General features: G+C 30.6%; 12 protein-coding genes. 7 read left to right on the forward strand and 5 right to left on the reverse strand.

Annotated features, from left to right (window positions below; all coding sequences use genetic code 11):
* Positions 1-244: 244 nt before the first annotated feature.
* From L1S33_RS06730 to L1S33_RS06750, 5 genes are all read left to right on the forward strand, one after another.
* Complete coding sequence (locus L1S33_RS06730; RefSeq protein ID WP_240561766.1) at positions 245-1,693, forward strand: type III PLP-dependent enzyme domain-containing protein; 1,449 nt, start codon at positions 245-247, stop codon at positions 1,691-1,693.
* Positions 1,694-1,710: 17 nt separating this feature from the next.
* Positions 1,711-2,649, forward strand: coding sequence for an agmatinase (gene speB / locus L1S33_RS06735; protein WP_240561767.1), 939 nt, complete (start codon positions 1,711-1,713; stop codon positions 2,647-2,649).
* Between the two features lie 9 nt (positions 2,650-2,658).
* Positions 2,659-4,188: a carbon-nitrogen hydrolase family protein gene (locus L1S33_RS06740; protein WP_240561768.1), complete on the forward strand. Its 1,530-nt coding sequence runs from the start codon at positions 2,659-2,661 to the stop codon at positions 4,186-4,188.
* Positions 4,189-4,200: 12 nt separating this feature from the next.
* On the forward strand, positions 4,201-5,169 hold the full coding sequence (locus L1S33_RS06745; RefSeq protein ID WP_240552233.1) for a deoxyhypusine synthase family protein: 969 nt from the start codon (positions 4,201-4,203) through the stop codon (positions 5,167-5,169).
* A gap of 78 nt (positions 5,170-5,247) precedes the next feature.
* Positions 5,248-5,520, forward strand: coding sequence for a hypothetical protein (locus L1S33_RS06750; RefSeq protein WP_240561769.1), 273 nt, complete (start codon positions 5,248-5,250; stop codon positions 5,518-5,520).
* A 62-nt stretch (positions 5,521-5,582) separates the two neighbouring features.
* Here L1S33_RS06750 and L1S33_RS06755 read toward each other — a convergent pair whose 3' ends face one another.
* Both L1S33_RS06755 and fahA read right to left on the reverse strand, forming a co-directional pair.
* On the reverse strand, positions 5,583-6,812 hold the full coding sequence (locus tag L1S33_RS06755; RefSeq protein WP_240561770.1) for a hypothetical protein: 1,230 nt from the start codon (positions 6,810-6,812) through the stop codon (positions 5,583-5,585).
* A gap of 160 nt (positions 6,813-6,972) precedes the next feature.
* Positions 6,973-8,253 (reverse strand): fumarylacetoacetase, encoded by a 1,281-nt coding sequence (gene fahA, locus L1S33_RS06760; protein WP_240561771.1) that lies wholly within the window; start codon positions 8,251-8,253, stop codon positions 6,973-6,975.
* Between the two features lie 197 nt (positions 8,254-8,450).
* Between fahA and glyA the strand changes: the two genes are divergently transcribed.
* Positions 8,451-9,725: a serine hydroxymethyltransferase gene (glyA, locus tag L1S33_RS06765; protein ID WP_072554908.1), complete on the forward strand. Its 1,275-nt coding sequence runs from the start codon at positions 8,451-8,453 to the stop codon at positions 9,723-9,725.
* A gap of 47 nt (positions 9,726-9,772) precedes the next feature.
* Here the strand turns inward: glyA and rmuC are convergent, their stop codons facing one another.
* Positions 9,773-11,092, reverse strand: a complete 1,320-nt coding sequence (rmuC, locus tag L1S33_RS06770) for a DNA recombination protein RmuC (RefSeq protein ID WP_240561772.1) — start codon at positions 11,090-11,092, stop codon at positions 9,773-9,775.
* Positions 11,093-11,136: 44 nt separating this feature from the next.
* Here rmuC and L1S33_RS06775 point away from each other — a divergent pair, with 44 nt between their 5' ends.
* Positions 11,137-11,697, forward strand: a complete 561-nt coding sequence (locus L1S33_RS06775; RefSeq protein ID WP_240561773.1) for a 1-acyl-sn-glycerol-3-phosphate acyltransferase — start codon at positions 11,137-11,139, stop codon at positions 11,695-11,697.
* A 3-nt stretch (positions 11,698-11,700) separates the two neighbouring features.
* Here the strand turns inward: L1S33_RS06775 and L1S33_RS06780 are convergent, their stop codons facing one another.
* On the reverse strand, positions 11,701-12,699 hold the full coding sequence (locus L1S33_RS06780) for a metal-dependent hydrolase (RefSeq protein ID WP_240561774.1): 999 nt from the start codon (positions 12,697-12,699) through the stop codon (positions 11,701-11,703).
* Positions 12,700-12,784: 85 nt separating this feature from the next.
* Positions 12,785-13,870, reverse strand: a complete 1,086-nt coding sequence (gene gcvT / locus L1S33_RS06785; protein ID WP_240561775.1) for a glycine cleavage system aminomethyltransferase GcvT — start codon at positions 13,868-13,870, stop codon at positions 12,785-12,787.
* Positions 13,871-13,889: the final 19 nt, after the last annotated feature.

Consider the following 13,889-nt stretch of genomic DNA (forward strand, 5'->3'; position numbering starts at 1 on the left):
TATTTCGGAAATAACTTTCAATCGGAGAATGATAGTTATATAGCATTTTGGAAATGCAACGAAAAAATTAAGGTATCTCCACTTACTTTTCTTAAAGAACTGCAGCTTTTCTCAAAGCTGCATGTAGTTTACTTGCAAATATTACAGTGATAACAACCTTTTTATAGGGTTATAATTTCTATTCTAAAACTTTTAATTGTTTTAGTCTGGACAGGTTTATCATACAATTAATTTAAAAATACAAGTGAATACAAAATACATCGATTTAATTGAACAAACGTTCGATTTTCCACAGGAAGAATTCAAAACAGAAAATAATAAATTGTTTTGGCACGGAATTAATTTAATGGAATTAACTGCAAAATATGGAGCTCCATTAAAGTTTACCTACTTGCCAAAAATATCAGAGAACATCAATAAAGCAAAAGGATGGTTTCAAGATAGTATAGAAAAACACAATTATAAAGGGAAATACTTTTATAGTTATTGTACAAAAAGTTCTCACTTTAAACACATTTTAAATGAAGCTTTAAAAAACGATATTCATATAGAAACTTCATCTGCTTTTGATATTGATATTGTCAATAATTTAAAAAAAGAAGGTAAAATAAAAGACAATACGTTTGTAATCTGCAACGGATTTAAACGTGATCAATACATTAAAAATATTGGAGGTCTAATTAATTCTGGTCATAAAAATGTAATTCCGATTATCGATAATTATGAAGAGATTAATTTATTATTAGATGAAACAGATAAAAAACTAAATGTTGGTATTAGAATAGCTTCTGAAGAAGAACCAAAGTTTGAGTTTTATACATCTCGTTTAGGAATTGGTTACAAAAACATTGTGTCTTTTTACGAAAGAGAAATAGCAACGAATAAGCAAGTTGATTTAAAAATGTTACATTTTTTCATCAATACAGGTATAAAAGACAATGCATATTATTGGAACGAATTAATGAAATGTTTAAACGTTTACATTAACCTTAAAAAAGTATGCCCAACGTTAGATAGTTTAAATATTGGAGGTGGTTTTCCTATAAAAAACTCTTTAGCTTTTGATTATGATTACGCGTATATGATTGATGAAATTATCAATCAAATACAACAAGTATGTGAAGAAGCAGGAGTAGATGTTCCACATATTTTTACTGAATTTGGAAGTTTTACTGTTGGAGAATCTGGAGCAGCTATTTATGAAATTTTATATCAGAAAAAACAAAATGATAGAGAACGTTGGAACATGATAAACTCTTCATTTATAACAACTTTACCCGATGCTTGGGCAATTAATAAGCGTTTTATTATGTTGCCAATTAACAAATGGAACAGACAATATGAACGCGTTTTATTAGGTGGCTTAACTTGTGATAGTGATGATTATTACAACTCAGAACAACACATTAACGGAATATATTTACCCGTTTATGAAAAAGATAATCCGCTTTTTATAGGGTTTTTCAACACTGGTGCTTATCAAGAATCTATTGGTGGTTTTGGTGGATTACAACACTGTTTAATTCCGCACCCAAAGCATTTAATTATAGATAGAGATGAAGATGGAAATTTAGTCACTAAAATATTTAAAGAGCAACAAAAAAGTAGCGAGTTACTTTCTATTTTAGGATACGGAGAAGTAGCAGAAAGCAAAAATGAGTTACAAAAATTAATAAAAGAAGAAGTTATTTAAGCTTCAAAAAATATAAAATGAATACAAATAAAACATATGCAGGAATTTCAGAAGAATTTGGAAACCTGTCAACATCTAAAATAGTGATAATTCCAGTTCCTTATGATGGAACAAGTACTTGGCAAAAAGGTGCAGATAAAGGCCCACAGGCTTTTTTAGAAGCGTCAGAAAACATGGAGTTGTATGATATTGAAACAGATTCTGAAGTATACAAAGAGGGTGTTTATTTAGCAGATGAAATTACAGAAAATTCATCGCCAGAAGCTATGGTAGAAGCTGTACATCAAGAAACTAAAAAGTACATTAATAGAAATAAATTTGTTACTGTTTTTGGAGGCGAACATTCAGTTTCAATAGGAACAATTAGAGCTTTTAACGAATGTTTTAATAACCTAACAGTGTTGCATATTGATGCACATGCAGATTTAAGAAAAGAATACGAAGGTTCTAAATGCAATCACGCTTGTGCTGTTTATGAGGCAAATCAAAATACAAATTTGGTGCAAGTTGGTATTAGAAGTATGGATATTTCCGAAAAAAGAGAAATGAATTTAGACAAAGTTTTCTTTGCACATGATATGGCTGTAAATGAAGATTGGATGGAAGATGTTATCGACCAATTAACTGAAAACGTTTTTATTACGTTCGATTTAGATGCGTTAGATCCTTCAATTATGCCTTCTACAGGAACTCCAGAACCTGGAGGTTTATTTTATTATGAAACGTTAGAATTCTTAAAACAAGTTTTTGAACAAAAGAATGTGGTTGGTTTTGATATGGTAGAATTATGCCCTAATAAAAATGAGAAATCATCTGACTTTTTAGCAGCAAAACTATTCTATAAAATGTTAAGCTATAAATTTTCTTCTGATGTTGATGCTTATGACACAGATGAAGATGATGTTATTTCTGTTAATAAATTACCGAAGTTTAAAGATAATTATGACGATTATTAGTCTTCTATAATGATACAAAACATAGAAAATATAGAGCTGAAATATTTAACTCTTAAAGATTATCAAGAGTTAAAAGCAGCAATGATTCAGGCATATTCAAGCATGCCTGAATCTTATTGGAAAGAAAATCAGATTAAATCCTTAATTGATAAATTTCCTGAAGGACAGGTTGTTATAAAGATAAACGGAGAGTTGGCAGGTTGTGCACTTGCTATTAAATTAGATTATGACAGTTTTGATGACCAGCATACCTATGAAGACATAACGGGAAATTACACGTTTGATACGCACGATGAAGAAGGTGATGTTTTATACGGAATTGATGTTTTTATAAAAAAAGAGTTTAGAGGTTTACGTTTGGGTAGAAGATTGTATGATTACAGAAAAGAGCTTGCAGAAAAACTGAATTTAAGAGGAATTGCCTTTGGCGGAAGAATTCCTAATTATCATAAATATGCAGCTACTTTATCCCCAAAAGAGTATATCGCTAAAGTAAAACGTAAAGAAATTCATGATCCAGTTTTAAACTTTCAAATTTCGAATGATTTTCATCCTTCAAAAATTTTAAAAGGATATTTAGAAGGAGATAAGAATTCTGGTGAGTTTGCTGTTTTATTAGAATGGGATAACATTTATTACGAGAAAAAGTCTAAAAAAGCAGCTACAAAGAAAAAAGTAGTGCGTTTAGGATTAATTCAATGGCAAATGCGTTTGTATAAAGATTTAGAAGAATTAATGCAACAAGCAGAATACTTTGTGGATGCAGTTGCTGCTTACAGATCAGATTTTGCATTATTTCCAGAGTTTTTTAATGCACCATTAATGGCTGATAATAATCATTTGCCAGAATCGGAAGCAATTAGAGAGTTAGCTAAATACACGCCTGTAATTGTTCAGAAATTTTCTGAATTGGCTATTACTTATAATATCAATATTATAACTGGTAGTATGCCAGAAATGAGAGATAGTTTGTTATATAATGTAGGTTATATCTGTAAAAGAGATGGTTCTACAGAACGTTATGAAAAATTACATGTTACGCCAGACGAAGCAAAAGTTTGGGGAATGCAAGGCGGTAATGAGATAAAAACTTTTGATACAGATTGCGGAAAAATAGGTGTGTTAATTTGTTATGATTCTGAGTTCCCAGAACTAAGTAGAATTTTAGCAGAAGAAGGAATGGATATTCTATTTATTCCGTTTTTAACAGATACTCAAAATGGATATTCGCGAGTTAGACATTGCGCACAAGCAAGAGCTATAGAAAACGAATGTTATGTAGCCATTGCTGGTAGTGTTGGTAATTTACCGAAAGTAAATAATATGGATATTCAGTATGCGCAATCTATGGTATTTACACCTTGCGATTTTTCGTTTCCTGCAAACGGAATAAAAGCAGAAGCAACCACAAATACAGAAATGATTTTAATTGCTGATGTAGATTTAGACTTGTTAAAAGACCTAAATCAATTTGGTAGTGTACGTAATTTAAAAGATAGAAGAACAGATATATTCGAGGTTAAAAAACTTCAAAAATAACAATATTTAAAAATGAAAAAACCAATTACAAATTTTATAGAAAAATACTTTTTACACTTTAACGCAGCTGCTTTAGTTGATGCAGCTAAAGGATATGAAGCACAATTAAACAAAGGGTCTAAAATGTTAGTTTCTTTAGCAGGAGCAATGAGCACTGCAGAGTTAGGAAAGATTTTTGCAGAAATGATTCGACAAGATAAAGTGCAAATAGTTTCTTGTACAGGTGCAAACTTAGAAGAAGATGTTATGAATTTAGTAGCACATTCTCACTACAAACGTGTGCCAAATTACAGAGATTTAACGCCACAAGATGAGTGGGATTTATTAGAAAAAGGTTTAAACCGAGTTACAGATACATGTATTCCAGAAGAAGAAGCTTTTAGAAGAATTCAAGAACATATTGTAAAAATATGGAAAGATGCTGAAGCAAAAGGTGAACGTTATTTACCACATGAATACATGTATAAATTATTGTTGTCTGGTGTTTTAGAACAATATTATGAAATAGACATTAAAGATTCTTGGATGTACGCTGCTGCAGAAAAAAATCTACCAATTATTTGTCCAGGTTGGGAAGACTCTACTATGGGAAATATTTTTGCATCGTATGTGTTAAAAGGCGAATTAAAAGCAAGTACTGTAAAGTCTGGAATAGAATACATGACTTTTTTAGCTGATTGGTACACAGCTAATTCTGAAAACGGAATTGGATTTTTCCAAATAGGAGGAGGAATTGCTGGAGATTTCCCGATTTGTGTAGTGCCAATGTTATACCAAGATATGGAAAAACCAGAAACACCATTTTGGAGTTATTTTTGTCAGATTTCAGATTCTACTACAAGTTATGGTTCGTATTCAGGCGCAGTTCCAAATGAGAAAATTACTTGGGGTAAATTAGATATTGATACACCTAAATTTATTATAGAAAGTGATGCGACTATTGTTGCTCCATTAATCTTTGCTTATTTATTAGAAATGTAATTATAATTGTCATTCTGAAATGAGTTTTTTTTAAACGATTGAGGAATCTAAAAAACAACAAAATAAAAGTATTAAAAAATGAAAAGAGTAATCGTAGAATACGCAAAATTAACAAAAGACATATTAGATATGTTAATTGATAAATATCCTGATGGTTATGATTATAGTGATGTAATTTCCTTTAAAAATGCAAAAGGGGAAACTGTAAAAGCAGTAGAAGTAAAAACTGAAGACACACATTATTTAGTCAAAATAAGTGATCGTTTAGAAAATGCAATGGAAGAATATGCAGAAGATGAAGAGTTTTTTGATGATAATGATGATTTTGATATAAATGATTTAGAAGATTAATTAAATAACAAAAAAATCCGTTTCAATTTTGAAACGGATTTTTTATTATAAATAACCACTTATTAATTTACTTCTTGTCCTCTGCTTCTGTAACGTAAAACTTTCATGTGTTGTATATATGCCTTTAAAACATCATCTTTAGTCTCTAAATTAGATAAGTTTTGTTTTGCAAAACTATTTTGAACTTCTTTGACTTTCAGTTTTGAATATGTTGACTCCATTTCATTAATTTGATCAATTAAAGGATTCTTATTTGGGTTTGCCAATGGTTTTCCATTTCTACCATTTTTATAATCCCAAATAGATATTGCTCTATTTTTATGTCTAAGTCTTTCGCTGATTCTTCTATTTTCAACTTTAGAAGTATTTAATTTTAAATCACCTCCTTTAGTAACTCCTGCTTTATGTTCTAATCCTGGTTGTTTTTTTTGTTTGGTTTGTGAACGTGCATCAATCTCTGCATCAAAATCAAGAAGTGAAGACCCATTAACTTGTTTTGCTTTTTTAGGAGATTTAGGTTTTTTAATTCTTTCTTCTAAAACAGCAGGTGGTGGAATAGGCACATTTTTTACTTTATTTATTTTAGCTTTTGGGTTAGAAACCTTCTTTTTTACTGGAGGAAATTTAGTTATTTCTTCAACATAGACTCCTGGTGATTTATATGTTTTTAAGTGTTTTATATACCCTTTAAAAACATCTTCTTTTGTTTTGTATTCTTTACCAACATGACCTTCAATTCTATAAAAATCATATTCAAATTGTTTAACGAACTTTTTTAAATCAGCAGTATTTAATTTCTTTTCTGATTGATTAACGATGTCTATCAACTCAAAATTATGAGGATTTGGAATTGGTTTATCAAAACGCTCTCTATCAGTAATTACTGTTATCCATTTTGTGTCAAATTTAATGTTGAAGGTAATAGTATAATTCTCTTTTTTAGTGTTAGAAAGCACTTTAAATGTAAATGTTTCAAAACTTTTACACTCTACACATCTGTTTTCTAAAAGCCCTTTAAGTATTGCACTTTCGAGCCCTTTTTCTGTAGTTGCTCTTTCAACTATTGGTGTTATATATTTAGAAAGATAAACAGAACGGTCTTTATCTGCCAAAGCACTTAACTCTTTTAAGGATTGCTTATCCATTTTAATTGTAGATAAGTTAACATTGTTATTGGCATTTTTTATAATAATATCAATTCCTTCAACTGGGTCATCTCCGCCTTGAAATAGTGCAAATCCCAAAGTTGTAAAAAGTCCAATTGCAAATACTAATAGTTTAATTTTTTTCATTGTTGCTTTGTTTTTCAATTACTCTTTGTTATAATTCAATTTTAATGCCAAGTTATATTTTTTTATTTAAATAACCTTAAGGAAACACTTCTGTATTTAAAACATAAAAAACCCGTTTCAAAATAGAAACGGATTTTTATTTAATTGATAGAGAATTAGTTTATAATTTAGCAGGTAAAACCTTACCAGTACATTCTCCAAATCCAATACGTACTTCATCATTTTGAGAATAACCACGCATAATTACAGTGTCATTATCATTAATAAATTTACGTTCAGAACCGTCTTTTAATTTAATAGGGTTTTGTCCACGCCAAGTTAATTCTAACATAGAGCCAAAGCTATCTTTTGTTGGTCCAGAAATTGTTCCAGAACCCATCATATCTCCAGCTTCAACAGGACACCCATTTACAGTATGGTGCGCTAATTGTTGCGCCATTGTCCAATACATGTATTTAAAATTAGAATTACAAACAACCGTTTCTTCTTTGTCTTCTGGTTGAATTGCCATTTGTAAGTTTATATCATAACTTCCTTTTCCTTCTTGTTTTAAATATGGTAAAGGTTCATGAACTTGTTTAGGATTTTCAGTTCTAAATGGCTCTAAAGCATCTAAAGTAACAATCCAAGGAGAAATTGTTGAAGCAAAGTTTTTTCCTAAAAACGGTCCTAATGGAACATATTCCCAAGCTTGTATGTCTCTTGCAGACCAGTCATTAAATAAGACCAATCCAAAAATGTGTTCTTCAGTTTCTTCAATAGGAATTCTATCTCCTAAATCATTTGCATCTGTAGTAATAAATGCCATTTCTAATTCGAAATCTAATAATTTTGTTGGACCAAAGTTTGGTGTTTTTTCACCTTCGCTAGGTCTTTGTTGTCCAACTGGACGACGAATCGGTGTTCCCGAAGGAATGATAGAAGAACTTCTTCCATGATAACCAATTGGTATGTGTAACCAGTTTGGTAATAATGCATTTTCTGGATCTCTAAATAAAGAACCAACATTAGTTGCGTGTTCTTTACTTGCATAAAAATCTGTATAATCTCCAACAGAAACAGGTAAAAGCATTTCAACTTCATCCATTCTAAAGATAATTTTATCTTTATGTTCTGCGTTATCACGTAGTTTTCCGTTTACAACATCAAAAACTTCAGCAATTCTATTACGAACTAAACGCCATGTTTTACGACCGTCTGCAATAAAATCATTTAAAGTATCTTGTAAAAACATATCATCCGTAAGTGGAATTCCTTCAAAATATCCTAATTGATGAAAAGCACCTAAGTCGATTGCAAAATCTCCAATTCTTGTTCCAATAGTAATTATATCATCTCTTGTTAAAAAAACTCCGAAAGGAATATTCTGAATTGGGAAGTCAGAATTATCCTCAACTTTTAACCAAGATTTCCTATTCGTATTGTTTGCTGTTATAACCATTGTGTTGTAATTTATTTTTTATCAAACCTACATAATTTTTTCTCATTTTAAAATAAAAAAACAATGAAAAATACATTTTTAACAGTACTTTATTTTGAAAAGCGTAATTATAATAAGTATTTATAAAATATTGCTAAAAGTTGTTTTATTCGAAATTGATTTTAACTATTTTTGAAACTTATATAAATTAAACAACAATGCAACAAGATCACTTAATTTTTGATTTAATTCAAGAGGAAAAAGAACGCCAACTTAATGGTTTAGAATTAATAGCTTCAGAAAATTTTGTAAGCGAACAAGTTATGCAAGCACAAGGCTCTGTTTTAACTAATAAATATGCTGAAGGATATCCTGGAAAAAGATATTATGGAGGTTGTGAAGTAGTAGATGTTGTAGAGCAGATTGCTATTGATAGAGCTAAGGAATTATTTGGAGCGGAATACGTAAATGTACAACCTCACTCTGGTTCTCAGGCAAATACAGCTGTTTTTGCAGCGTGTTTAAAACCTGGAGACACTATTTTAGGTTTCGATTTATCGCATGGAGGGCATTTAACACACGGATCTCCAGTTAACTTTTCTGGTAAATTATATAATCCTGTTTTTTATGGAGTTGATAAAGAAACTGGAAGAATTGATTATAATCATATAGCTGAACAAGCTAAAGAACACAAGCCAAAATTAATTATTGCGGGTGCTTCTGCATATTCTCGTGATATGGATTTTGAAAAATTTAGAGAAATTGCAGATAGTGTAGGTGCAATTTTAATGGCAGATATTTCGCATCCAGCAGGTTTAATTGCTAAAGGAATTTTATCGGATCCATTACCACATTGTCATATTGTTACAACTACAACTCATAAAACATTACGTGGACCACGTGGTGGAATGATTATGATTGGTAAAGATTTCGAAAATCCGTTTGGATTAAAATTGAAATCAGGAAAATTAAAGAAAATGTCTACGTTAATTAACTCGGCAGTTTTCCCTGGAAATCAAGGAGGACCATTAGAACACGTTATTGCTGCAAAAGCAATTGCTTTTGGTGAAGCGTTAACGGATGAGTTTTTAGAATACCAATTACAAGTTAAAGAAAATGCTGCTGCAATGGCAAAAGCATTTGTTGCAAAAGGATATGATATTATTTCTGGAGGAACAGACAATCACTGTATGTTAATTGATTTACGTAATAAAAGTCTAACAGGTAAAGATGCTGAAAATGCACTTGTAAAAGCAGATATTACTGTAAACAAAAACATGGTTCCTTTTGATACTGAAAGTCCATTTGTAACTTCAGGAATTAGAGTTGGAACAGCTGCAGTAACAACACGTGGATTAAAAGAAACAGATATGGAAACTGTAGTTTCTTTAATTGATGAAGCATTAATGAATGCTACAGATGAAGAAAAACTGAAACAAGTAGGAGAGAAGGTACATGAATTAATGCACCAAAGAAGATTATTTATAATGTAAAAAAGTTTTTTACAAAATTAAAAAAGCGACCAATTTGGTCGCTTTTTTTAATCATCATCATTTGCTCTTGCAATAATATTTTCTGGTAGTGCTTTTTTAGCTTTTGCACCCATTTTCTTTAGTTTTTCTACACTGGTAATTAAGTTTCCTTTACCTTCAAAAAGTTTGTTCATAGCAGAATTATAATCTGTTTTAGAAGCGTCTATCTTTTTACCAACACCAATTAAATCTTTTAGTAAACCATCAAATTTATCATATAAAGCACCAGCTTGTCTTGATATTTCAATAGCATTTCGTTGTTGTTTTTCGTTATTCCACATCGTATCAATAGTACGTAATGTTGCCAATAAAGTTGTTGGAGTAACAATTACAATATTTTTCTCAAATGCTTTGTTGTACAATGTATTATCTGTATTTAACGCAACTGCAAAAGCAGGTTCAATCGGTACAAAAAGAAGTACAAAATCTGGCGATTCTATTTTATAAATATCTTCGTATTTCTTTTCTGATAATTGATCTACATGTCGTTTTAAAGAATTAACATGCTCTTTTAAAAACTGTTCTCTTTGCTCTTCTTCGCCATTTACATATTGTTCATACGCAGTTAAAGAAACTTTAGAATCGACTACCATTTTTTTGTTGTCTGGTAAATGAATTACAACATCTGGTAATACTCTTTTTCCTTCGTCATTTGTGAAAGATTGTTGTACAAAATATTCTCTATCTTTTTCTAATCCAGATTTTTCTAAAACACGTTCTAAAACTAATTCGCCCCAATTTCCTTGGGTTTTACTATCTCCTTTTAACGCTTTTGTTAAGTTGATAGCTTCTTTACTCATTTGTGTATTCAGCTCTTTTAAACCTATTATTTGTTGACGTAAAGCAGCATGATAATCAATACTTTCTTTGTGAGTTTTGTCTACTTTATCTTCAAATCCTTTAATTTTTTCTTGCAACGGACTTAATATATTCTTGATATTTTCTTTATTCTGTTCCGTAAATTTATTCGATTTTTCGTCTAAAATTTTATTCGCTAAGTTTTCAAATTCTTTGGTAAATTTTTCTTGTAGTTTTTCAACTTCGTCTTTGTTTTCAGTAAGTTTTAATTGTAGATTATTTAAATCTGCATCTTGGCGCGTATTAACTTTTATCAAGTCTTCTTTCTGAAATTGAATGTTTTTTACTTCATGTTTTAGCTCTTCAATGGTCTTTTCTGCGTTTTTCTGAGTTTCTGTTAGCATGGAATTACGTTCTTGTAAACCTGCTTTCTCTTGTTCAAACTTTAGTTTAGAAAAGTATCTGCCTGATAATAATCCTATTAAGATTCCTACAATAGCAAATACTAAGTATATTATTAAATCGTTCATTATATCAAATTAAGTGTCTAAATTTATCACTTTAAAATCAATTAATGGTACAAGCTATTTCAAAATTTATTTATACTAAAATCCTAGGTTGGAAATTGAGCGGTGATTTTCCGAAGGAATTAAAAAAATATGTAGTTATTGGTGCACCTCACACCAGCTGGAAAGATTTTCACATGGCTTTGTTAGCACGTAATTCTTGGGGAACAAAAATTAACTTTATTGGAAAAAAATCTATTTTTAAATGGCCTTGGGGATTTTTTGTTAGAGCTTTTGGTGGTTCTCCTGTTGATAGAACAAAAAGCACCAACTTAGTAGATGCAATTGTACAATTATTCGATTCTAAAGAGGAATTTAGATTAGCATTATCTCCTGAAGGAACACGCCAAAGAGTTGAGAAATGGAAAACAGGTTTTTATTTTATTGCTAAAGGAGCAAATGTGCCCATTATTATGATGGCATTTGATTTTGGAAATAAAAAGTTTATTATTTCTGAACCTTTTTATACAACAGACAATATGGAAAACGATTTTAATGTTTTTCAAGATTTTTATAAAGACATAGTAGGAGCTAAGCCAGAATTGTTTAATAACAAGCGTATTTTATAACTTTTAGTTTCCTTTAATTCGTTGCCATAATTCTGATAGTAACTTTTTTCCGTCTCTTTTTTGTTTCGGTTCTTCTGTAAAAGTTGGATTTCCGTTTGTATCAACATCAATTTTATATTTGAAAACAAAGTTTTGAGCATTTGGTTGCATGCTTAATGTTCCGAAACGTAAATCGTTAAAATACAGGTTGTTGTTTTCTTTATTAATGGTAAACCAACCTTTAGAAATTGCCATTATTCGTTTTGTTTTTGGGTGCTTTGCCAATTCTCCTAATAAATGATGATTCTTTGTGTATTCAGAAAACTGTATTGGTCTGCTATCAAAAAAAGAAGAATGTCCAATTAAATAAGCATTTTCCGTTTCTACATTTGCGCTCCATAAAATAGTGTTTAAAGGCGTTGGTTTTGTCTTTAAACTTTTATAAGTTATCTGTTGATTTGCTAATTCCTTTTTGAATGTTTGAAAAGAAATCATTTTTAAAATAAGCGTTAACACTAAGTAAGAACTGCTAACTATTAAGCCCAAATTATTGTAAAAACGTCTTTTTTTAGCTTGCTTTTTTTGGCGCATAGCCAAGATTAAAAAAACTAAAAAAGGAACCGTATATAACGGATCAATAACAAAAACATTTTTAAAGGCGAGTCTAATATCAAGTGGCCAAAAAAGCTGTGTTCCCCAAGTTGTTTGTGCATCTAAAATAGGATGTGTAACAAACGCTAAGAAAAATAATAGCGTCCAGTTTTTGAAGTTTTTATAACGCTCGTATTTACAAACTATAAAGGCAAATAGTGGCGCAAATAATACAGAAAATAAGATGGAATGTGTAAAACCTCTATGGATTTCTAAAGCAGAAACTGTATCTGTAAAGTAAGAAGAGAAAATATCAAAATCTGGAATTGTACCAGCAATAGCGCCATATAACATTGCTTTGTTGCCAATTTTTCTTCCTAAAACAGCTTCTCCAACTGCAGCTCCTAAAACTATTTGAGTTAATGAATCCAATGAGTGCTAAATTTATATTTCAATCATAAAAAAACAGATTACATAAAATATATATAATCTGTTTTTAATTACCTTATATACTATTTTATCCTTTGTAAAAAGGCAACTTTACTATTGTTGCAGGAATCGCTTTTTTACGAACCTGAATATGTATTTGTGTTCCAGATTTAGAGAATATTCTTGGTACATAACCCATTCCAATTCCTTTTTGTAAACAAGGACTCATAGTACCAGAAGTTACATTTCCAATTACTTTTCCGTTTCCATCAACAATATCGTAACCTTGTCTTGGAATTCCGCGTTCGTCTAATTCAAAAGCAACCAAACGTCTTTCTGGTTTGTGTTCTTTTTCTTTCGCTAAAGCTTCAGCATTTACAAAGTCTTTAGAGAATTTTGTAATCCAACTTAAACCGGCTTCAATTGGCGACGTTGTATCGTCAATATCATTTCCGTACAAGCAATATCCCATTTCTAAACGCAATGTATCACGCGCAGCTAAACCAATTGGCTTAATTCCGAAGTCTGCTCCAGCTTCAAAAACTTTTTTCCAAATATCTGCAACAACATCATTATTACAGTAAATTTCAAATCCACCAGAACCTGTATAACCAGTTGCCGAAACTATAATTCCGTCGTAACCAGCAAAATCAGTAATCTTAAATGTATAAAAATCAATAGCAGCTAAATCTTCCGAAGTTAAACTTTGCATTGCCTCAATAGCCTTTGGACCTTGAATTGCCAATAAAGAATACCCTTCAGATACATCTCTAATATTTGCATCTATTGTTTCATTATACTTAGAAATCCAGTTCCAATCTTTTTCAATATTAGAAGCATTTACAACCAATAAATATGTTTCTTCTTTTAAACGGTAGCAAATTAAATCATCTACAATTCCATTATCTTCATTAGGAAAACAGCTGTATTGCGCAGCTCCAATTGCTAATTTAGAAGCATCGTTAGAAGTAACTTTTTGGATTAATGCCAACGCATTTTCTCCTTCAACCAAAAATTCTCCCATATGACTTACGTCAAAAACACCCACAGATTCTCTTACTGTTAAATGTTCTGCAGTAACACCTTCGTACTGAACTGGCATGTTAAAACCGGCAAAAGGAACCATTTTTGCACCTAAACTTTCATGTATTTTTGATAATGCTGTATCTTTCATTGTTTGTTGTATTCTAAAT

Origin of the sequence: Tenacibaculum aquimarinum, assembly GCF_022478115.1 — a bacterium.
In the GTDB taxonomy this organism is placed as follows: Bacteria; Bacteroidota; Bacteroidia; order Flavobacteriales; family Flavobacteriaceae; genus Polaribacter; species Polaribacter aquimarinum_A.

Coding starts and splice junctions, on each gene's coding strand:
- speB (WP_240561767.1), top strand. CDS start 1,711: ATGAATACAAATAAAACATATGCAGGAATTTCAGAAGAATTTGGAAAC.
- L1S33_RS06740 (WP_240561768.1), top strand. CDS start 2,659: ATGATACAAAACATAGAAAATATAGAGCTGAAATATTTAACTCTTAAA.
- L1S33_RS06745 (WP_240552233.1), top strand. CDS start 4,201: ATGAAAAAACCAATTACAAATTTTATAGAAAAATACTTTTTACACTTT.
- L1S33_RS06750 (WP_240561769.1), top strand. CDS start 5,248: ATGAAAAGAGTAATCGTAGAATACGCAAAATTAACAAAAGACATATTA.
- L1S33_RS06755 (WP_240561770.1), bottom strand. CDS start 6,812: ATGAAAAAAATTAAACTATTAGTATTTGCAATTGGACTTTTTACAACT.
- fahA (WP_240561771.1), bottom strand. CDS start 8,253: ATGGTTATAACAGCAAACAATACGAATAGGAAATCTTGGTTAAAAGTT.
- glyA (WP_072554908.1), top strand. CDS start 8,451: ATGCAACAAGATCACTTAATTTTTGATTTAATTCAAGAGGAAAAAGAA.
- rmuC (WP_240561772.1), bottom strand. CDS start 11,092: ATGAACGATTTAATAATATACTTAGTATTTGCTATTGTAGGAATCTTA.
- L1S33_RS06775 (WP_240561773.1), top strand. CDS start 11,137: ATGGTACAAGCTATTTCAAAATTTATTTATACTAAAATCCTAGGTTGG.
- gcvT (WP_240561775.1), bottom strand. CDS start 13,870: ATGAAAGATACAGCATTATCAAAAATACATGAAAGTTTAGGTGCAAAA.